The organism is Streptomyces sp. NPDC056734 (genome assembly GCF_042790455.1).
GTDB lineage: Bacteria > Actinomycetota > Actinomycetes > Streptomycetales > Streptomycetaceae > Streptomyces.
Genome location: NZ_JBHTZD010000004.1, coordinates 21,093 through 40,297 on the forward strand (window position 1 = coordinate 21,093; position 19,205 = coordinate 40,297).

At 71.5% G+C, this 19,205-nt stretch carries 15 protein-coding genes; 9 read left to right on the plus strand and 6 right to left on the minus strand.

The annotated features are described in order from the left end of the window. The first annotated feature begins 119 nt into the window (after nucleotides 1-119). Nucleotides 120-584, plus strand: coding sequence for a MarR family winged helix-turn-helix transcriptional regulator (locus ACFRFC_RS06565; RefSeq protein WP_382686935.1), 465 nt, complete (start codon nucleotides 120-122; stop codon nucleotides 582-584). 674 nt (nucleotides 585-1,258) lie between these two features. On the opposite strand, the gene fdhD is transcribed toward ACFRFC_RS06565, so the two are convergent. From fdhD to ACFRFC_RS06590, 5 genes are read right to left on the minus strand one after another with little or no spacing between them, the layout of a single operon-like run. Further along, nucleotides 1,259-2,107, minus strand: coding sequence for a formate dehydrogenase accessory sulfurtransferase FdhD (fdhD, locus tag ACFRFC_RS06570; protein WP_382686932.1), 849 nt, complete (start codon nucleotides 2,105-2,107; stop codon nucleotides 1,259-1,261). 7 nt (nucleotides 2,108-2,114) lie between these two features. Beyond that, a complete protein-coding gene (locus ACFRFC_RS06575) occupies nucleotides 2,115-2,975 on the minus strand; it encodes a 2Fe-2S iron-sulfur cluster-binding protein (protein WP_382686930.1) in 861 nt (286 codons plus the stop codon). Then, nucleotides 2,972-4,798, minus strand: coding sequence for an NAD(P)H-dependent oxidoreductase subunit E (locus tag ACFRFC_RS06580; RefSeq protein ID WP_382686928.1), 1,827 nt, complete (start codon nucleotides 4,796-4,798; stop codon nucleotides 2,972-2,974). Before ACFRFC_RS06580 ends, ACFRFC_RS06575 begins: the two co-directional genes overlap by 4 nt. A gap of 5 nt (nucleotides 4,799-4,803) precedes the next feature. Next, on the minus strand, nucleotides 4,804-6,759 hold the full coding sequence (locus ACFRFC_RS06585) for a molybdopterin oxidoreductase family protein (RefSeq protein WP_382686925.1): 1,956 nt from the start codon (nucleotides 6,757-6,759) through the stop codon (nucleotides 4,804-4,806). Further along, nucleotides 6,756-7,727, minus strand: coding sequence for a 2-dehydropantoate 2-reductase (locus ACFRFC_RS06590; RefSeq protein WP_382686922.1), 972 nt, complete (start codon nucleotides 7,725-7,727; stop codon nucleotides 6,756-6,758). The genes ACFRFC_RS06585 and ACFRFC_RS06590 overlap by 4 nt, the downstream gene beginning before the upstream one ends. A 474-nt stretch (nucleotides 7,728-8,201) precedes the next feature. On the opposite strand from ACFRFC_RS06590, the gene ACFRFC_RS06595 reads away from it, so the two are divergent. The 4 genes from ACFRFC_RS06595 to ACFRFC_RS06610 all read left to right on the plus strand — a co-directional run bounded on the left by ACFRFC_RS06595 (nucleotide 8,202) and on the right by ACFRFC_RS06610 (nucleotide 11,854). Further along, a complete protein-coding gene (locus ACFRFC_RS06595) occupies nucleotides 8,202-9,647 on the plus strand; it encodes an OFA family MFS transporter (protein WP_382686919.1) in 1,446 nt (481 codons plus the stop codon). Beyond that, nucleotides 9,616-9,750, plus strand: coding sequence for a hypothetical protein (locus ACFRFC_RS06600; protein WP_382686916.1), 135 nt, complete (start codon nucleotides 9,616-9,618; stop codon nucleotides 9,748-9,750). Before ACFRFC_RS06595 ends, ACFRFC_RS06600 begins: the two co-directional genes overlap by 32 nt. A 188-nt stretch (nucleotides 9,751-9,938) precedes the next feature. After that, nucleotides 9,939-10,892: a beta-ketoacyl-ACP synthase III gene (locus ACFRFC_RS06605; RefSeq protein ID WP_382686914.1), complete on the plus strand. Its 954-nt coding sequence runs from the start codon at nucleotides 9,939-9,941 to the stop codon at nucleotides 10,890-10,892. Between the two features lie 284 nt (nucleotides 10,893-11,176). Next, nucleotides 11,177-11,854 carry a GntR family transcriptional regulator gene (locus ACFRFC_RS06610; RefSeq protein WP_382686911.1) on the plus strand — a complete coding sequence of 226 codons (678 nt, stop codon included), beginning with the start codon at nucleotides 11,177-11,179 and terminating at the stop codon, nucleotides 11,852-11,854. A gap of 174 nt (nucleotides 11,855-12,028) precedes the next feature. Here the strand turns inward: ACFRFC_RS06610 and ACFRFC_RS06615 are convergent, their stop codons facing one another. Next, entirely contained in the window at nucleotides 12,029-12,550 is a 522-nt protein-coding gene (locus ACFRFC_RS06615) for a PaaI family thioesterase (RefSeq protein ID WP_382686909.1), read from the minus strand. A gap of 245 nt (nucleotides 12,551-12,795) precedes the next feature. Between ACFRFC_RS06615 and ACFRFC_RS06620 the strand changes: the two genes are divergently transcribed. From ACFRFC_RS06620 to ACFRFC_RS06635, 4 genes are all read left to right on the plus strand, one after another. After that, nucleotides 12,796-13,977 carry an ROK family protein gene (locus ACFRFC_RS06620; protein ID WP_382686906.1) on the plus strand — a complete coding sequence of 394 codons (1,182 nt, stop codon included), beginning with the start codon at nucleotides 12,796-12,798 and terminating at the stop codon, nucleotides 13,975-13,977. Nucleotides 13,978-14,285: 308 nt separating this feature from the next. Next, nucleotides 14,286-15,803, plus strand: a complete 1,518-nt coding sequence (locus tag ACFRFC_RS06625; protein ID WP_382686904.1) for a sugar ABC transporter ATP-binding protein — start codon at nucleotides 14,286-14,288, stop codon at nucleotides 15,801-15,803. Beyond that, complete coding sequence (locus ACFRFC_RS06630) at nucleotides 15,800-16,819, plus strand: ABC transporter permease (protein ID WP_382686902.1); 1,020 nt, start codon at nucleotides 15,800-15,802, stop codon at nucleotides 16,817-16,819. Before ACFRFC_RS06625 ends, ACFRFC_RS06630 begins: the two co-directional genes overlap by 4 nt. A gap of 17 nt (nucleotides 16,820-16,836) precedes the next feature. Next, the gene (locus ACFRFC_RS06635) at nucleotides 16,837-17,889 is read left to right on the plus strand and encodes a substrate-binding domain-containing protein (RefSeq protein WP_382686900.1); all 1,053 of its coding nucleotides are present in this window, start codon (nucleotides 16,837-16,839) and stop codon (nucleotides 17,887-17,889) included. Nucleotides 17,890-19,205: the final 1,316 nt, after the last annotated feature.

Sequence of the window (19,205 nt, forward strand, 5' to 3'; positions counted from 1 at the left end):
GAGAAGGTGTGCGTCGGTAGCCTCCTGAGTCATGGGGTTTCCCAACAGTATCGTGGGAGGTCCCAATGACTAACACATAATCATGGGGAAGTCCAACAACTTCGGGTTACGCTGTGGCCATGGCCGATGGCAGTGTCCCCGTGGTGCCCATGATCCCCGCGATCCCCGCGATCCGCTCGCTGCCCAGCTGGCTGCTGGGCCGGGCCGCCGCGCGCGGCCGGGCGCTGGTCGCCCAGGCACTGGCCGCCGAGGGCATGCGGACCTGGCACCACCTCGTGCTCTCCGCCGTCCGCGACCTGGGCCCGGTCGCCCAGGCGGACGTGGGCCGGGGCGTGGGCCTGGACCCCAAGGACGTGGTGGGGATACTCAACGAGTTGCAGTCCGCCGGCCTCGTGGTACGCGAACCCGACCCCCGGGACCGCCGCAAGAACGCCGTGTCGCTCACCGAGGAGGGCGACCGCATACTGCGCCGCTGCGAGGCCCTCACCCGAGAGGCCAACGACACCCTCCTGGCCCCCCTGACAACGGCCGAACGGGAACAGTTCGTACACCTGCTCGGACGGATCTCGCTCACGGAGGGGTGAACGGGATGACCGGCGGTCGGCCGTGGGGTGGTGGGGGCTGGCCTCGCGGGGTGTGCGGGGGTCGAGCGTGCGGGGGGTGGGCGGAGGCTGCTGAGCCGGGGTGACCGGCGGTCGAGCGTGTGGTGGTGGGTGGAACTGGCCTCGCGGGGTGTGGGGCGGTCGAGCGTGCGGGGGGCGGTCGAGCGTGCGGGGGGCGGAGGCTGTTGGGCCGGGGTGTCCGGCGGTCGGCCATGCGGCGCTGGGTGGAGGCTGGCCATGCGGTGGTGGGCAGGGGCTGGCCGCGCGGCATGAGTGGCGGGCGTCCATGCGGGGTGGCTCGGAGACCAGCTACGCGGCGTGAGCGGCACTGGTCGCGCGGGATGTGCGGCGGTCGGCCGTGGGGTGGTGGGGGCTGCCCACGCGGAGTGGGCGGCGGCCGACTGCGCGGTGTGGCCGCAGACCCGTCACGTGGGGTGGCCGCAGATCCACCGTGCGGGGCGGCTGGAGACCCGCCGTGCGGGGCGGCCGGAGACCCACCCTGCGGGGCGGCCGGAGACCCACCCTGCGGGGTGGCCGGAGACCCACCCTGCGGAGGTGGGCGGCAGTCGGCCCGGCAGGGTGCGGCGGGGCCCCTGCGGCGCAGGGGGCGCTCCCCGCCGCTCGGGGCCCCGCCGCCGTGTCGCGGAGAGCCGTGGTCAGCCCTGTGTGGCCGGGGCCCGCAGGGCGATCCGGTCCTCTCCCGCGTACACGTTCATGGAGTTGCCCCGCAGGAAGCCCACCAGCGTCAGCCCCGTCTCCGCCGCCAGGTCCACGGCGAGGGACGAGGGCGCCGAGACCGCCGCCAGGACCGGTATCCCGGCCATGACCGCCTTCTGCGCCAGCTCGAAGGAGGCCCGCCCGGAGACCAGCAGGAGCGCCCGGGACAGCGGCAGGGCGCCGCTCTGCAAGGCACGGCCGACCAGTTTGTCGACCGCGTTGTGCCGGCCCACGTCCTCACGGACGTCCAGCAGCTCGCCGTCCTCGCTGAACAGCGCCGCCGCGTGCAGACCCCCGGTCCGGTCGAAGACCCGTTGCGCCGCGCGCAGCCGGTCGGGGAGGCCCGCGAGCAGTTCGGGCTCGACCCGGACCGGGGGAGTGTCGGAGATCGGCCAGCGTGTCGTCGTACGCACCGCGTCCAGGCTCGCCTTGCCGCACAGGCCGCACGACGACGTCGTATAGACGTTCCGCTCCAGCGTGATGTCCGGGATCACCACCCCGGGCGTGGTGCTCACATCCACCACGTTGTACGTGTTGGAGCCGTCCGCCGTCGCCCCGGCGCAGTACACGATGTTTCTGAGGTCCGCCTGGTGGGCGAGGACGCCCTCGCTCACCAGGAACCCGGCGGCGAGCGCGAAATCGTCGCCCGGGGTGCGCATGGTGATCGCGAGCGGCTTGCCGTTGAGCCGGATCTCCAGTGGTTCCTCGGCGACCAGCGTGTCCGGGCGGGACGAGATCGCCCCGTCCCGGATGCGGAGCACCTTGCGTCGTTCCGTGACTCGTCCCATGTCCTGATCAGTCCCGGTTCTGTACGTGCTGATAGCCGAAGCGGCCCTTGATGCAGAGATTCCCGTGGGTCACCGGATTGTCGTGCGGAGAGGTCACCTTCACGATCTCATTGTCCTGCACGTGCAGCGTGAGGTTGCATCCCACACCGCAGTACGCGCACACCGTGGTCGTCTCCGTCTGCCGCTCCTCCTCCCAGGTCCCCGCCGCCCGCATGTCGAACTCCGACTTGAAGGACAGCGCCCCGGTCGGGCACACCTCGATGCAGTTCCCGCAGTACACACACGCCGAATCGGTCAGTGGCCCGTCGTGCTCCACCGCGATCCGGGCGTCGAAACCACGGCCCACCACCGAGATCGCGAACGAGTTCTGCCACTGGTCACCGCAGGCGTCGACGCACTTGTAGCACAGGATGCACTTGTCGTAATCGCGTACATACAGGTCGTTGTCGACCTTCGGGTCCTCGTCCATGCGGGCCGCGTCCGGGCCGAACCGGTCCGGTTTCGCCTCGTACTCCTTGATCCACCCGGCGATCTCCGGCGTGGTCGACAGATCCACGGACGACGCCAGCAGCTCGATCACGATCTTCCGGCTGTGCCGCGCCCGCTCGGTGCCGGTACGGACCTCCATGCCCGGCTCCGCCTTGCGCGAGCAGGCCGGGACCAGCGTCCGGGCGCCCTCGACCTCCACCACACACACCCGGCACGCGTTCTTCGGGGCGAGCGTGTCGCCGTAGCACAGGGTCGGGATGTCCTTCCCGGCGGCGCGGCAGGCGTCCAGGATCGTGGCGCCCTCCGGCGCCCGCACCGGCTCCCCGTCGATGGTGAACTCCAGCAGCCGGCGCGGGATCCCCAGCTCGATCATGGTCATTCGTACGCCCCCAGGCGGTCGATGGCGGATTCCACGGCGTTCCACGCGGTCTGCCCCAGACCGCAGATCGAGGCGTCCCGCATCGCGCGGCCCACCTCGCGCAGCAGCGCGATGTCCCCGGCGGCCTCCGCGCCGGTCCGCGCCACGATCCGGCCCAGCGCCTCCTCCTGCCGGACCGTCCCGACCCGGCACGGCACGCACTGCCCGCACGACTCGTCGCGGAAGAACTCGGCGATCCGCAGCAGCAGCCGGGGCAGCGGCACCGTGTCGTCGAAGGCCAGCACCACCCCCGAGCCCAGCGTCGTGCCCGCCTCGCGGGTCCCCTCGAAGGTCAGCGGGATGTCCGTCTCGTCCGGCCGGACGAACCCGCCCGCCGCGCCGCCGAGCAGCACCGCCCGCAGCCCCTCGCGGACCCCGGCCAGCTCCAGCAGCTCGCCCAGCGTCGCGCCGAACGGCAGCTCGTAGATGCCGGGACGTTCGACGCTGCCCGCGACACAGAACAGCTTGGGGCCGGTGGAACGTCCGGTGCCGACCGCCGCGTATGCCTGGCCGCCCATGGTCAGGATCGGCAGGACGTTCACCAGCGTCTCGACGTTGTTCTCCACGGTCGGCTTGCCGAACAGGCCCTTCTCCACCGGGAAGGGCGGCTTGGAGCGCGGCTCGCCCCGGTAGCCCTCGATGGAGTTGAACAGGGCCGTCTCCTCGCCGCAGATGTAGGCGCCCGCCCCGCGCCGGATCTCGATGTCGAAGGCGTAGCCCTGGCCGAGGATGTCGTCACCGAGCAGCCCCCGGGCCCGCGCCTGCGCGATCGCGTGCTCCAGCCGGGCCTGCGCGCGCGGATACTCGCCACGTAGATACAGATAGCCGAGGTGCGCGCCGGTCGCGTAGGCGGCGATGGTCATGGACTCGATCAGGGCGTACGGGTCGCCCTCCATGATCACCCGGTCCTTGAAGGTGCCGGGCTCGGATTCGTCGGCGTTGCAGACGACGTAGTGCGGATGGTCCGGCTGGGACGCCGTGGCCTGCCATTTGCGGCCGGTCGGGAAGGCGGCGCCGCCCCGCCCGACCAGACCCGAGTCGGTGACCTCCCGGATCACCCCGGCCGGCCCCAGCCGGAACGCCTGGCGCAGCGCCGCGTACCCGCCGTGCGCCCGGTAGTCGTCCAGCGACGCCGGGTCCACCACCCCGACCCTGCGCAGCAGTACCAGCCCCGGCGACCCCGCCTGCGGGACCGCCAGCGCGGCCGGGGGCTCCGGCGGCGCCGAGTCGGGCGCGGTCGCGGCGAGTACGGCCGTCTCCACGGTGGCCGGCGCGGAGACGGCCGTACGGACCGGGTCGCCCGCCCGGATCGCGAGCGCGGCCGGGGCCCGTTCGCACAGGCCAAGGCACGGGCTGCGCTCGACATGGACACCGGAGCCGGGCTGCCCGAGCCGCGCTTCGATCCCCGCGCACAGCTCGGGCGCCCCGGCCGCCGCGCACGCCAGGTCCGTGCACACGTGCAGCACGGTCGCCGGGCGCGGCCGGACCGAGAACATGGCGTAGAAGGTGGCCACCCCGTACGCCTCCGCCGGGGGCACGGTCAGCCGGCGGCACAGATAGTCCAGGGCGCCGTCGCTGATCCAGCCCACCCGGTCGTTGATCGCGTGCAGCCCCGGCAACAGCAGATCACGGCGGTCCCGGGCCTCCCGCCCGCCGCGTGCCCACCTCAGGTCGGCATCGGAACGGTCGGCCCCCTCCCACGAGGACTCCGGCGGACCGAGCAGCGCGTCCACCGCCGCCCGTTCCTCGTCCGTCGGCTTGCTGTCGCCGAAGTGCAGATCCACTTACGTCACCTCACAATGGTCGCGACGGGGAGCTTCTCGATCCGGATCGCCGACGCCTTGAACTCCGCCGTCCCCGCGATCGGGCAGTTCGCCTCGATCGTCAGCTGGTTGGTGTCCACCTCGTCGGGAAAGTGCATGGTCATGAACGCCAGACCGGGCCGCAGCGCCGGGTCCACCCAGACCGGCGCGACCACGGCCCCGCGCCGCGAGGAGACCCGGATCTCCTCGCCCACCACGACCCCGTACCGCTCGGCGTCCTCCGGGCACAGCTCGATGTACTCGCCGCGCCGCAGCGGAGAGGCGAAACTGCCGCTCTGCACCCCGGTGTTGTAGGAGTCCAGACGCCGCCCGGTGGTGAGCCGGATCGGGAAGTCCTCGTCGGTGAGATCGACGGGCGGATCGTGCTGGACGATCCCGAACGGCGCGAGCCGCCCCCGCCGCGCCGGATCGGACTCCCACAGCCGCCCGTGCAGATAGCTCGGTTCTATCCCCTCGGTGCTGGGGCAGGGCCACTGGATGCCCTGGTGCTCCGCCAGCCGGTCGTACGTCATCCCGTAGTGGTCCGGGGACACCGAGCGCAGCTCGTTCCAGACCGCCTCCGCGTCCGCGTACTTCCAGTCGTGGCCGAGCCGGGACGCCAGGTCGCACAGGATGTCGATGTCCTCGCGGGCCTCCCCGGGCGGGGTGACCGCGCGGCGCACCCGCTGCACCCGGCGCTCGCTGTTGGTGGTGGTGCCGTCGGTCTCCGCCCACCCGGCGGTGGCCGGCAGCACCACATCGGCGAGCTGGGCGGTCTTGGTGAGGAAGATGTCCTGGACCACCAGGAAGTCCAGCATCCCCATCCGGCGCACGGCCTGCTCGCTGTCCGCCTCCGACTGGGCCGGGTTCTCGCCGATGCAGTAGACCGCCTTGAGCGCGCCCTCCTCCATCGCCTCGAACATCTCGGTGAGGGTCATCCCGTAGTGCGGCTGGATGACGGTGTCCCAGGCGCTCTCGAACTTCAGCCGGCTGTCCGGGTCGAGGATGTCCTGGAAGCCGGGCAGCCGGTTGGGGATCGCCCCCATGTCGCCGCCGCCCTGCACGTTGTTCTGCCCGCGCAGCGGCTGGAGCCCGGAGCCGATCCGGCCCACGTGCCCGGTCAGCAGCGACAGATTGATCAGCGCGCGCACGTTGTCCGTGCCGTTGTGGTGCTCGGTGATGCCCAGCGTCCAGCACAGCTGGGCCCGCTCGGCGCGGGCGTAGGCGTGCGCCAGCTCCCGGATCGCCTGCGCGGGGACACCGGTCACCTTCTCGGCCAGCGACAGCGTCCACGGCTCGACCAGCGCCTTGTACTCCTCGAAGCCGGACGTCGCCCGCTCGATGAACGCCTCGTTGGCCAGGCCCGCGTGGATGATCTCCCGGCCGATCGCGTGCGCCATCGGGATGTCCGTGCCGACGTTCAGCCCGAGCCAGCTCTCCGCCCACTCGGCGGTGGAGGTGCGGCGCGGATCGACGGCGTACATCCGGGCGCCGTGGTGGATCCCCTTCAGCACGTGCTGGAAGAAGATCGGGTGCGCGAAGCGGGCGTTGGACCCCCACATCACGATGACGTCGGTGTCCTCGATCTCCTCGTACGAGGAGGTCCCGCCACCGGAGCCGAACGCCGCCGACAGGCCCGCCACGCTCGGGGCGTGACAGGTGCGGTTGCAGGAGTCGACGTTGTTGGTGCCCATGACGACCCGGGCGAACTTCTGCGCCACGTAGTTCATCTCGTTGGTGGCGCGGGCGCAGGAGAACATCCCGAAGGCGCCGCGGTGCCGGGCCAGGCCCCGCGCCGCGCGCTCCAGCGCCTCCTCCCAGGTCGCCTGCCGGAAGGGCTCGTCGCGCGAGTCGCGCACGAGGGGGTGGGTGAGGCGGGTGTAGGTCTTCGGCTGCCGGCCGCGGTCGCGGTCTCGGCGGGACAGACGTGGCGCATCGCTCATGCGGCGCTCCTCAGGGCGAGCAGGTCCGAGATGGCGTGCACGGTGCGCAGGGTGGGCACCTCCACGCCGGTGATCTCCGCCAGTTCCACGACGGCCGCGAGCAGCACGTCCAGTTCCAGCGGCTTGCCGCGCTCCAGGTCCTGGAGCGTGGAGGTGCGGTGGTCGCCGACCTTCTCCGCGCCCGCCAGCCGGCGTTCGATGGAGATCCCGACCTCGCAGCCGAGGGCCTCGGCGACCGAGAGCGTCTCGGTCATCATGATCTCGATGACCTTGCGGGTGCCGCCGTGCAGGCACATCTGCCGCATGGTGGCGCGGGCCAGCGCGCTGATCGGGTTGAAGGAGATGTTGCCGAGCAGCTTCAGCCAGATGTCATTGCGCAGGTCCGGTTCGACCGGGCACTTCAGCCCGCCGGTCTTCATGGCCTCGCTGAAGTCCAGACAGCGCGGCGACACACTGCGGTCGGGCTCGCCGATGGAGAACCGGGTGCCCTCCAGATGCCGTACGACGCCCGGTCCTTCGAGTTCGGTGGCCGCGTACACCACGCAGCCGATGGCCCGCTCGGGGGCGAGGACCGCGCTGACCGAGCCGCCCGGGTCCACGCTCTCGATCCGGTGGCCGTCGTGGGGCCCGCCGTGGCGGTGGAAGTACCACCACGGGATGCCGTTCTGGGCGGCGATCACCGCCGTCCGGTCGTGCAGCAGGGGATCGATCAGCGGCCCGCACGCCGCGTACGAATTTGCCTTCAGGCCCAGGAGGACGAAATCGACCGGGCCGATCTCGGCCGGGTCGTCGGTGGCATGGGGCCGCGCGACGAAGTCGCCGCGCGGGCTGAGCACCCTGACGCCGTGCTGCCTCATGGCCGCGAGATGCGGTCCACGGGCCACGAGATGCACATCGGCGCCCGCGCGGTGGAGCGCGGCACCGACATAGGCGCCGATCGCACCGGCGCCGAGAACTGCGACTTTCACAAGGACAACTCCGTTCGGTTTGAGGGATACCGCGGAGGTGGTCGGAGAGAGACCCTGGGGTCGGGACCGAGCATGTCGAGAGCACGTCGAGAGCATGTCGACGGAATATTGTCTACAGTATGGAAGTTGGGCCGACAAGGGTCTGCGCAACGAGTCTGTGCGTCGGTCTGTGCGGCGGCCTGTCTGTCGGCCTGTCTGTCGGCCTGTGCGGCGGGCCTGCCCGGCGGCTCGTTCACTGGGCCTGCTTGCCGGTCTGTTCGCCGGGTCCGCGCGCCGCCGGTCCGTTCATCGGGTCCGCGCGCCGGTCCGTTCATCGGGTCCGCGTACCGGGCCTGTTCGGTGCGCTGTTCGTGCGCTGTTCGGTTCGGTGACGGTTCGGTTCGGTGACCGTTCGGCGCGTGGTGGGTACCGCTCATCGCATGCGGTCCGCGTCCGGCTGGGCAACACCCCGGCCCGTCCCTACCGTGCCGGATCATGAGTCCCCCCATCGCTCCCGCGGGCTGGAGCCGCTGGCTCGTTCCCCCCGCGGCGCTCTCCGTCCATCTCTCCATCGGCCAGGCCTACGCCTGGAGCGTGTTCAAACCCCCGCTCGAATCCGCGCTCGGCCTCAGCGGCACGCAGAGCGCGCTGCCCTTCCAGCTCGGCATCGTGATGCTCGGCCTGTCCGCCGCGTTCGGCGGCACCCTGGTCGAGCGCAAAGGGCCGCGCTGGGCGATGACCGTCGCCCTGGTCTGCTTCTCGTCCGGTTTCCTGCTCTCCGCGCTGGGCGCGGCCACCGAGCGGTACTGGCTGATCGTCCTCGGCTACGGCTTCGTCGGCGGCATCGGCCTCGGCATCGGCTACATCTCACCCGTCTCCACGTTGATCAAGTGGTTCCCGGACCGCCCCGGCATGGCCACCGGCATCGCCATCATGGGCTTCGGCGGCGGCGCGCTGATCGCCTCCCCGTGGTCCGCGTGGATGCTGGAGTCCTTCGGCACCGGCGGTGACGGCATCGCCCTGGCGTTCCTGATCCACGGCGTGGCGTACGCGGCCTTCATGACCCTGGGTGTCCTGCTGGTACGGGTGCCCGCGGCGCCTGTCCCACGGGCGCGGGGAGCGGCGCGATCAGCCCCCACCGGCCCGCGGGTCTCCGCGAACCAGGCGATCCGCACCCCCCAGTTCTGGTGCCTGTGGATCGTCCTGTGCATGAACGTGACCGCGGGCATCGGCATCCTCGAAAAGGCCGCCCCCATGATCACCGACTTCTTCGCGGACACCCCGACCCCTGTCTCGGTGACGGCCGCCGCCGGCTTCGTCGCGCTGCTGTCGGCGGCGAACATGGCCGGCCGCATCGGCTGGTCCTCCGCCTCCGACCTGATCGGCCGCAAGAACATCTACCGCCTCTACCTCGGCGCGGGTGCGGTGATGTACGGCCTGATCGCGCTGTACGGCGACTCCTCCAAGCCGCTGTTCGTCCTGTGCGCGCTGGTCATCCTCTCCTTCTACGGCGGCGGGTTCGCGACCGTCCCGGCCTATCTGAAGGACCTGTTCGGCACCTACCAGGTCGGCGCCATCCATGGCCGGCTGCTCACCGCCTGGTCCACCGCCGGGGTGCTCGGACCGCTGATCGTCAACTGGATCGCCGACCGGCAGGAGGCCGCCGGGAAGACCGGCGCGTCCCTGTACGGGCTGTCGTTCCTCATCATGATCGGGCTGCTGGCCATCGGCTTCCTCGCCAATGAGCTGGTCCGTCCCGTGCACGCCAGGCACCAGCACACCACCGACCCGACCGAGACCACCGACACCACCGACACCACCGACACCACCGACACCACCGAGACCACCGACAGCACCGAGACCACCGACAGCACCGAGACCACCGACACCACCGGCAAGGAGGTCGTCGATGTCCGGCGACAGCAGCCAGAGTCCGCCTGACCGCCGCCCGCTGATCGTCCTCGCCTGGGTCTGGGTGGGGGCGCCGCTGGCGTACGGGATCTACGAGCTGGTCCGCAAGGCGACCCAGCTGTTCACCGGGTAGCGGTCCGGCCGCCCGGCGGGCCGGGCCTCGGGCGCGGGGGCGCGGACGCCGGGCGGGGCGCTCCGGGCGCTGACCGAAGCCGACAACTCGGACCGCCGAATCCTGTGGCATCCCGTGCCGTCATACCCGTGAGTCACTGATCAGACTGGTGCATCCCGCTACCCGGAACCCGAGGGGGCCCACCAGCCATGAACGGCTCGCGCATCGCCGCAGTCGGCCACTACCAGCCCGCCAAGGTGCTCACCAACGAGGACCTGGCGGGCCTGGTCGACACCAGTGACGAGTGGATCCGCAGCCGGGTCGGCATCCGCACCCGGCACATCGCGGGCCCCGACGAGCCGGTGGACGAACTCGCCGCGCACGCCGCCGCCAAGGCGCTCGCCGCGGCCGGGCTCGGCCCCGAGGCCATCGATCTGGTGCTGGTCGCCACCTCCACCGCCATCGACCGCTCGCCCAACATGGCCGCCCGGGTCGCCGCCCGGCTCGGCATCCCCTCGCCCGCCGCGATGGACGTGAACGTGGTGTGCGCCGGCTTCACCCACGCCCTCGCCACCGCCGACCACACCCTGCGGGCCGGGGCCGCCCGCCGGGCCCTGGTGATCGGCGCCGACAAGATGTCCGACGTCGCGGACTGGACCGACCGCACGACCTGCGTCCTGGTCGGCGACGGGGCCGGGGCCGCGGTCGTCGAGGCCGACGAGGGCCCCGCCGGTGAGCGGCCCGGCATCGGGCCGGTGCTGTGGGGCTCGGTGCCGGAGATGGGACACGCCGTACGGATCGAGGGCACCCCGTCCCGGTTCGCCCAGGAGGGCCAGGCCGTCTACCGCTGGGCCACCACCCAGCTGCCGCCGCTCGCCCGCGCCGCCTGCGAACGCGCCGGGCTCACCCCCGCCGACCTCGCGGCCATTGTCCTGCACCAGGCCAATCTCCGGATCATCGAACCGCTCGCCGCGCGGATCGGCGCGGTCGACGCCGTCGTCGCCCGGGACGTCACCGTCTCCGGCAACACCTCCGCCGCGAGCATCCCGATGGCCCTGTCCAAGCTGGTCGAGCGGGGCGAGATCACCTCCGGGGACCCGGTGCTGCTGTTCGGGTTCGGGGGCAATCTGTCGTACGCCGGACAGGTCGTCCGCTGCCCGTGACGTAGCTCCGTTACGTAGGCCGTCATGTAGCCCCTGGCGTAGCCCGTGGCGTAGGCCGTGACGTATTGCACGTTCGGCGGCACCGCGTGCGACATGGGGCGAAGTGCCATGTGACGCGGTCAACTTCCTGATTCCCTGGCATTTGTGCGCCGTAGACTGTAGACGAAAGACAATCGATACTGACTTTGCTGGGTCATGGTGCTTTGCGGCATGACGCTTTGCTGAGTCACACCGGCTGTTAACGGCTGTCATTGGTGCAGTGCCTGCCGAGGAGGGGGACCGCGATGCTGTCGACAGGACTGCCGCAGGGGGCCGTGCCCAAGCTGGAGCGCCCCGGCCCATTGCGTGATCGCGTCTACGAGGCGCTGCTGGAACTCATCACCACCCGCGCGCTCCAACCCGGCCAGCATCTGGTCGAGAGTGAACTCGCCGGTCACCTCGGCGTGTCGCGTCAGCCGGTGAGGGAGGCGCTCCAGCGGCTCAACACCGAGGGGTGGGTCGATCTGCGTCCCGCCCAGGGCGCGTTCGTCCATGAGCCCACCGAGGAGGAGGCCGATCAGCTGCTGACGGTCCGTACGCTCCTGGAGGCCGAGGCCGCCCGGCTCGCCGCCGCCAACACCACCAGCGCCGGGGTCGCCGTGCTGGAGGAGCTGTGCACCGAGGGCGAGGAGGCCGTGTCCGCCGACGACGTGGACGCCGCCGTGCTGCTCAACGCCCGCTTCCACGCCAAGGTGATGGAGTTGGCCGGAAACGCCGTCCTCGCCGAACTCGCCCACCAGGTCGACCGCCGGGTGCGCTGGTACTACGCCCCGGTCGCCCGTCAGCGGGGCCGCCAGTCCTGGATCGAGCACCGCGAACTCATCGCGGCGATCACCGCGCGTGACGAACAGCGCGCCACGCACATCATGCGCGCCCACACCGAACACACCCGCAAGTCGTACCACGCCCGCCCGCGCGACTAGGGCCCGTCCGACGGGTGCCCGTGGGCGCCGCCCGGTTCTGCGTGGCGTGGCATGGGCGTGGCATGGGCGTGGCATGGCGAGGTGCCGGGCCGTCGGCTGCGCGTTCCCATGACGGCGCGGCGTGTCGCGTCCGTGGCGGCGCGGCACGCCGTACTCGCGCCGCCACCGTCGCGTTCACGCCTTCGGCGGCCGACGCTCCAGCACCGCCTGCGTCTGCGTCGTACGGCCCACCGCGCGCCCCTCGTCGTCGGACAGCTCCGTCTGTACGACGACGAAGGAGCGGCCCGTGTGCAGCGGGCGGGCCACGGCACGGACCGTGCCGGAGCGGACCGCCCGGAAGAAGTGGGTGCTGGACTCCACCGTGGAGGTCGCCGCGCCCGGCGGCAGGGACAGGAACGCGCAGACCGCGCCCGCCGTGTCGGCCAGGGTCATCAGCGCGCCGCCGTGCAGGGCGCCCCCGAGCGTGCACAGCCGGGGAGCCCAGCCGAGCCGCGCCACCACTCGCTCCGGCCCCGCCTCCGTCAGCGTCACCCCCAGACCGGCGGCGAAGGGGACGGCGGCGAGCAGGGCGCCGGGGCCGGGCGGGGTGGGCGAGGCGGGCGACGTGGGCGAGGCCGTGGGGCCGCGCTCGTCGACGCCGGGCACGGCGTGGCCAGGTGCGTCGGGATGGTCGGGCATGGCCGGTCGGTCGGGCATGGGGGAACGAACCTCCGAGGTGCGGAGCCGGTGTGTCTCACGGTCCCCGCCCGCTCCGCCCGCGTCGATTACCCGGGAGGTAATGCCCCATCCCGGACACCTCACCCGCTCTTTGTCCTGTAAGTGGAAAAAGTCGACGGCAATCTCTGCGCAAGTTCTTCCCCAACGCGGCAGCCACTGCTACGTTCCCCTCGAAAGCCAGACGGAGACAGCCGATACGAGGCGGGGAGGGGTTCGTGAGACGTATGACGGCGCGACCCGCTAACGGCCATCAGGCCAGGTTGCTGAAGCTCTTGCGCGACGGCGGCCCCAACTCCCGTGCCCAGCTCGGCGACCAGATCGACCTCTCCCGGTCGAAGCTGGCGGTCGAGGTGGACCGGTTGCTGGAGACCGGCCTGGTGGTGGCCGACGGACTCGCCGCCTCGCGCGGTGGCCGCCGGTCCCACAACATCCGGCTCAACCCCGGGCTGCGTTTCCTCGGCGTCGACATCGGCGCCACCTCGATAGACGTCGCCGTCACCAACGCCGAACTGGAGATCCTGGGCCACATCAACCAGCCCATGGAGGTGCGCGAGGGACCCGTCGCGGTCTTCGAGCAAGCCCTGGCCATGGCCGCCAAACTCAAGGCGTCCGGGCTGGTCGAAGGGTTCGACGGAGCCGGCATCGGCGTACCGGGACCGGTCCGCTTCCCCGAGGGTGTCCCCGTGGCACCCCCGATCATGCCGGGCTGGGACGGCTTCCCCGTACGGGAGGCGCTCAGCCAGGAACTCGGCTGCCCGGTGATGGTCGACAACGACGTGAACCTGATGGCGATGGGGGAGCAGCACGCGGGCGTCGCCCGCTCGGTGGGCGACTTCCTCTGCGTCAAGATCGGTACCGGTATCGGCTGCGGGATCGTCGTCGGCGGTGATGTCCACCGCGGTACGACAGGCAGCGCGGGCGACATCGGGCACATCCAGGCCGTGCCCGACGGACGTCCGTGCGCCTGCGGCAACCGGGGGTGCCTGGAGGCCCACTTCAGCGGTGCCGCGCTCGCGCGGGACGCGCTGGAGGCGGTCCAGCAGGGACGCTCACCGGAACTCGCGGCCCGGCTGGAGGCGAACGGCACGCTCAGCGCCGTCGATGTCGCCGCCGCGGCCTCGGCGGGGGACGCCACCGCCCTCGATCTGATCCGGGAGGGCGGCAATCACGTCGGCCAGGTCATCGCCGGCCTGGTCAGCTTCTTCAACCCGGGTCTGGTGGTGATCGGCGGCGGAGTGACCGGCCTCGGCCACAATCTGCTCGCCGCGATCCGCACCCAGGTCTACCGCCAGTCGCTGCCCCTGGCGACCGGCAATCTGCCCATCGTGCTCGGTGAACTCGGCCCCACCGCCGGAGTCATCGGCGCCGCCCGGCTGATCAGCGATCACCTGTACTCACCCGCGTAAGCACGGTCACTCTTACTCACCCGCGCCAGCACGGTCACTCGTACTCACCCGCGCCAGCACGATCACTCGTACTCACCCGCGTCAGCAACTTGTCACGTCGGCCGTCTCTCACGGCTGACGGTCGGTCCGCGTAAGTCACTCGTGTCAGCAGCCTGCGCACGCACCTGTGACCCACGCCCCGCCTTGATGTGATGTGCCCTTATTGCACACCTTTCTCTACCCAGCCGCGCCCACCCATGCCCATCTATATCCGTATATGCACAGTTATGCCCTGAAACCGGCCCGCTTGCCCGCCGAGGGGAACCCACATGGCACCAGAATCACCGCTGCTCAGCATGTCCGGTATCACCAAGTCGTTCCCCGGCGTCCGGGCCCTCGACGGTGTCGACCTCGAAGTCCTCGCCGGTGAAGTGCACTGCCTGCTCGGCCAGAACGGGGCCGGTAAGTCCACCCTGATCAAAGTGCTCGCCGGGGCCCACCAGCCCGACGGCGGCACCATCAGCTGGCGCGGCGAGCCGGTCACCCTGCGCTCGCCGATCGCCGCCATGAGCCTCGGCATCGCCACCATCTACCAGGAACTCGACCTGGTGGAACACCTGTCCGTCGCCGAGAACGTCCACCTGGGCCACGAACCCACGGCCGCCGGATTCGTCGTACGACGCGGCACCGCCCGCGCCTCGACGGCCAAGCTGCTCAAGCGGCTCGGGCATCCGGAGATCGATCCGGCCCGGCTGGTGGGGGAGTTGTCGGCGGCGCACAAGCAGATCGTGTCGATGGCAAGGGCGTTGTCCCACGACGTACGGCTGATCGTGATGGACGAGCCGTCCGCCGCGCTCGACCCCGACGAGGTGGACAACCTCTTCCGGATCGTGGCCGATCTGACCGCCGACGGGGTCGCCGTCGTCTATATCTCGCACCGCCTGGAGGAGATCCGCCGGATCGGCGACCGGGTGACCGTCCTCAAGGACGGCCGCGCGGTGGCCGGCGGACTGCCCGCCGAGTCGACCCCCACCAAGGACGTCGTGGCGCTGATGACCGGCCGCAACGTCGAGTACGTCTTCCCCGAGCGGCCCACCGCACCGCCGCCCGGCGAGCCGCTGCTCCAGGTGCGGGGGCTGGCCCGGCAGGGCGAGTTCGAACCCTTCGACCTGAGCGTGCGGCCCGGCGAGATCGTCGGACTCGCGGGACTCGTCGGCTCCGGCCGCTCCGAGATCCTGGAGACCATCTACGGGGCCCGCAGGGCGACGGCCGGTCAGGTCCTGGTCGACGGCCAGGTGTTGCGGCCGGGCAGCGTACGCGCCGCCGTGCGCGCCGGACTCGGGCTCGCGCCCGAGGAACGCAAGGCGCAGGGCCTGCTGATGCTGGAGTCCGTCACCCGCAATGTGTCGGTCTCCTCCATGTCCCGCTTCGCCACCGCCGGCTGGATCGACCGGGGCGCCGAACTCAAGGCCGCCCGGGCCGCCGTGCGCGAGCTGTCGCTGCGGCCCGACAACCCCTCGGTGCCGATCCGCACCCTGTCCGGCGGCAACCAGCAAAAGGCCGTACTCGCCCGCTGGCTGCTGCGCGGCTGCCGGGTCCTGCTGCTCGACGAACCCACCCGCGGTGTCGACGTCGGCGCCCGCGCCGAGTTGTACGCGGTCGTGCGCCGGCTGGCCGACGAGGGCCTCGCCGTCCTCCTCGTGTCCAGCGAGGTGCCCGAGGTGCTCGGCCTCGCCGACCGTGTCCTGGTGCTCAGGGAAGGCCGGGTCGTGCACACCGCGCCCGCCCGTGAGCTGGACGAACACCGCGTACTCGACCTAGTGATGGAAGGAAGCCCGGCGTCATGACGCAGCCCGTCTCCCCGCCGCGGGACAGCACCGACAAAGCGCCGCCGGTGAGCGGACCCCCCGCCTGGAGCGCCACGCTGTTCCGCGTCGATGTGCGCACCCTGTCGCTGCTCGGCGTGCTCGCCGCGCTGATCCTGATCGGCGGTATCACCAAACCCGATCAGTTCCTCGACACCCGCAATCTCCAGCTCGTCCTGACCCAGGCGTCGATCATCGGTGTCGTCGTGGTCGGGATGACCTTCGTCATCATCTCCGGCGGCATCGATCTGTCCGTCGGCGCGATCGTGGCGCTCGCCTCGGTCTGGGCGACGACGGTGGCGACCCAGGAGTACGGTTTCTTCGGCATCCTGTTCACCGCGGTGATCGTCGGCGTAGGCTGCGGCCTGGTCAACGGGGTGCTGATCGCGTACGGCGGGATGGTGCCGTTCATCGCCACCCTCGCCATGCTGGCCTCGGCGCGCGGACTCGCGCTCCAGATCACCGACGGCAAGACGCAGATCGTCACCATCCCGAGCGTCCTGGACCTCGGTGAGCGCGATGCCTACATCCTGGGCATCCCGCCGCTCGTGCTGGTCTTCGCCGCGGTCACCATCGCCGGCTGGCTGGTGCTGAACCGGACCACGTTCGGCCGCCGTTCGGTCGCCGTCGGCGGCAACGCGGAGGCCGCCCGGCTCGCCGGGATCGATGTCCGCCGCCAGCGGCTGTATCTGTACCTGCTGTCCGGACTGTGCTGCGGCATCGCCGCGTTCCTGCTGATCATCCTGGCCGGCTCGGGCCAGAACACCAACGGCAACCTCTACGAACTCGACGCCATCGCCGCGGCGATCATCGGCGGCACGCTGCTCAGCGGCGGCCGGGGCACGATCGTCGGCTCGGTGCTCGGTGTCCTGATCTTCACCACGATCACCAACATCTTCGCCCTGAACAACCTGCAGAGCGACGTTCAGCAGATCGCCAAGGGCGCGATCATCGTCGCCGCCGTGCTGGTCCAGCGCCGTACCGCGAGCACGACTTGAGGAAAGGGTTCCCCACCATGCAGAACACCCCGGGAAGATTCACCAGCCGCAGAGGCATGCTCTTCGGGAGCGCCGCTGTCGGGGCCGGTGTCCTTCTCTCCGCCTGTACCAGCAACGAGTCCTCGGACGACGCGCCGGCCGCCAATGACGCCCCGGCCGCGTCCGACAGCCCCGGCAAGCCGGTCACCATCGGCTTCGCCGGCCCGCAGGCCGACCACGGCTGGCTCAACGCGATCAACGAGAACGCCAAGAGCCGCGCCGAGACGTACGAGGATGTGACGCTGGAGATCACCGAGGGCTCCAACGACACCGCCGCGCAGATCGGCCAGATCGAGACGCTGATCAACAAGAAGCTCGACGTCCTGGTCATCCTGCCCGCCGACGGCAAGGCGCTCACCCAGGTCGGGCTCTCGGCCATGCAGGCCGGCATCCCGGTGGTCAACCTCGACCGGGTCTTCAACTCCCCGCAGGCGTACCGCTGCTGGATCGGCGGCGACAACTACGGCATGGGCCTGAACGCCGGGCACTACATCGGCGAGCGGCTCAAGGACAAGGCGGACGCCAAGGTCATCGAGCTGGCCGGGGTGGACGCCCTGGAGCTGACCCGGCAGCGTACGCAGGGCTTCGACGACGCCCTGAAGAACTACCCGAACATCGAGAAGGTGGCCCGTCAGGCGGCCGACTTCACCGTCGAGTCCGGGCAGGCCAAGATGGCCCAGATGCTTCAGGCGCAGTCGCAGTTCGACGCCCTGTGGAACCACGACGACGACCAGGGCGTGGGCGCGCTGCGCGCCATCGAGCAGGCCGGGCGGGACGAGTTCCTGATGGTCGGCGGCGCGGGGGCGCTCTCCGCGTTCGAGGCGATCAAGCAGGACAACGGTGTGCTCAAGGCGACGGTGCTGTACCCGCCGACCATGGCCGCCTCCGCCATCGACCTCGCCCGCGCCCTCGGCCAGGGCAAGGGCGTCGGCGGCATGGCCGAGTTCGAGATCCCGGCGTCCGTGACCCTGTACTCGGCCGTGGTCGACAAGACCAACGTCGACCAGTACATGCCGACCGGGTTCAAGTAGGGCACAGGGGGCGGCTGGCCGCCGGGATCGGGGTCGGGGTCGGGACCGGGGTCGGGATCGGGATCGGGGTCGGGAGCACGCCGCCGCCGAGGCCGGGGGCGCGGGCCGCGACCTGTGACGCCGGGGTGATCCGGGTGGTGGGTCCTGCGGCGCCGGGGTGGTCCGGGGTGGTGGGTTCTGCGATGCCGGGCGACCTGGACGACGGGACCTGTGATGCCGGGGTGGTCCGGGTGGTGGGTTCTGTGATGCCGGGTGCTCGGACGACGGGACCCGCGACGCCGGGGTGATCCGGACGACGGGTCCTGCGGGGCCGATTGACTGGGCCCGCCCGCACACGAGGGGCGGACGGGCCCTTGGGGCCGGGCACCGGCCCCCTGGACGGGCCGGGCGGGGAGTCTGGGAGTTCTCCCCGCCCGGTCCTGGGGGCGGCTCGGGTGTGCCGGTCGGTTTGGGGTCGGGTGGTTGTCCGGCTTCGGGTCGGGGCGTGCGGGTCGGGTTGGGGCTGGGGTGCTTGTCCGGCTCAGGGCCGGGTTTCCGGGTCGGTGATCCGGTCCGTCGATCCCGGTCGGGTGCACGCTGGTCGGGTTTCCGGTTCGGCTCCGAGTCGGGTTTCCGGTTCGGGTTTCCGGTTCGGTCATCCGGAGGGCGGCGCGGGGACGGTCGTACGGGAGACGCCTCCGGGGGAGCCCGGACGGTGACTCCGAAGCGGTCGGGCACCACCCACCGGGGCTTTCAGGGCCGCCTCCGGGGCATTCCGGCACCACCTGCCGGGGCTTTGAGGGCGACCTCCGGGGCACCTCAGCACCCCGCCCGCACGGGTTCCGAGGGCCACCTCGGCGCCACGACCGGGCCCCCGGAGGCCACCTCGGGGCCACCCGGGGCACCCCCCGGACCCCGGGGATGGCGCCACGGGAACGGTCCGGGCGGTGCCGCCCGGAAAGATCCGGCCGGTGCTCCGCAGGCGGCCCAGCCGGTGGCCCGGAAACCCTCCGGGTCAGGTCTCAGGGGCGGTACGGGGGACGCCTCAGGGACGGTGTCTGGAAGGGCGGAGGCCGGGCGATCTCCTGGGGCGATCCCCCAGGGCGTCCCCGGAGCCGCCCGGGACCCGGGCTCGGTCGCCGCGTGTGTGGTGCCTGGGCCGGGGCTCGACCCAGCCCGGTCGCCGCACCCGCGGTATCCGAGCGGGGACCCGACCCCACCCGGTCGCCGCGCCCGCGGCACCCCCGCCGGGGCCCGCCCAACCCGGTCGCCGCCCGTGCGGTGCCCGGCCGGGGTCCTACAACCCCCCACCGTGTACGACGACGAGGAGGACTGAT

What these genes read in the sequence shown, in the direction of transcription:
- ACFRFC_RS06565 (WP_382686935.1), top strand. Translation starts at nt 120, where the DNA reads ATGGCCGATGGCAGTGTCCCCGTGGTGCCCATGATCCCCGCGATCCCC.
- fdhD (WP_382686932.1), bottom strand. Translation starts at nt 2,107, where the DNA reads ATGGGACGAGTCACGGAACGACGCAAGGTGCTCCGCATCCGGGACGGG.
- ACFRFC_RS06575 (WP_382686930.1), bottom strand. Translation starts at nt 2,975, where the DNA reads ATGACCATGATCGAGCTGGGGATCCCGCGCCGGCTGCTGGAGTTCACC.
- ACFRFC_RS06585 (WP_382686925.1), bottom strand. Translation starts at nt 6,759, where the DNA reads ATGAGCGATGCGCCACGTCTGTCCCGCCGAGACCGCGACCGCGGCCGG.
- ACFRFC_RS06595 (WP_382686919.1), top strand. Translation starts at nt 8,202, where the DNA reads ATGAGTCCCCCCATCGCTCCCGCGGGCTGGAGCCGCTGGCTCGTTCCC.
- ACFRFC_RS06600 (WP_382686916.1), top strand. Translation starts at nt 9,616, where the DNA reads ATGTCCGGCGACAGCAGCCAGAGTCCGCCTGACCGCCGCCCGCTGATC.
- ACFRFC_RS06605 (WP_382686914.1), top strand. Translation starts at nt 9,939, where the DNA reads ATGAACGGCTCGCGCATCGCCGCAGTCGGCCACTACCAGCCCGCCAAG.
- ACFRFC_RS06610 (WP_382686911.1), top strand. Translation starts at nt 11,177, where the DNA reads ATGCTGTCGACAGGACTGCCGCAGGGGGCCGTGCCCAAGCTGGAGCGC.
- ACFRFC_RS06615 (WP_382686909.1), bottom strand. Translation starts at nt 12,550, where the DNA reads ATGCCCGACCGACCGGCCATGCCCGACCATCCCGACGCACCTGGCCAC.
- ACFRFC_RS06620 (WP_382686906.1), top strand. Translation starts at nt 12,796, where the DNA reads ATGACGGCGCGACCCGCTAACGGCCATCAGGCCAGGTTGCTGAAGCTC.
- ACFRFC_RS06625 (WP_382686904.1), top strand. Translation starts at nt 14,286, where the DNA reads ATGGCACCAGAATCACCGCTGCTCAGCATGTCCGGTATCACCAAGTCG.
- ACFRFC_RS06630 (WP_382686902.1), top strand. Translation starts at nt 15,800, where the DNA reads ATGACGCAGCCCGTCTCCCCGCCGCGGGACAGCACCGACAAAGCGCCG.
- ACFRFC_RS06635 (WP_382686900.1), top strand. Translation starts at nt 16,837, where the DNA reads ATGCAGAACACCCCGGGAAGATTCACCAGCCGCAGAGGCATGCTCTTC.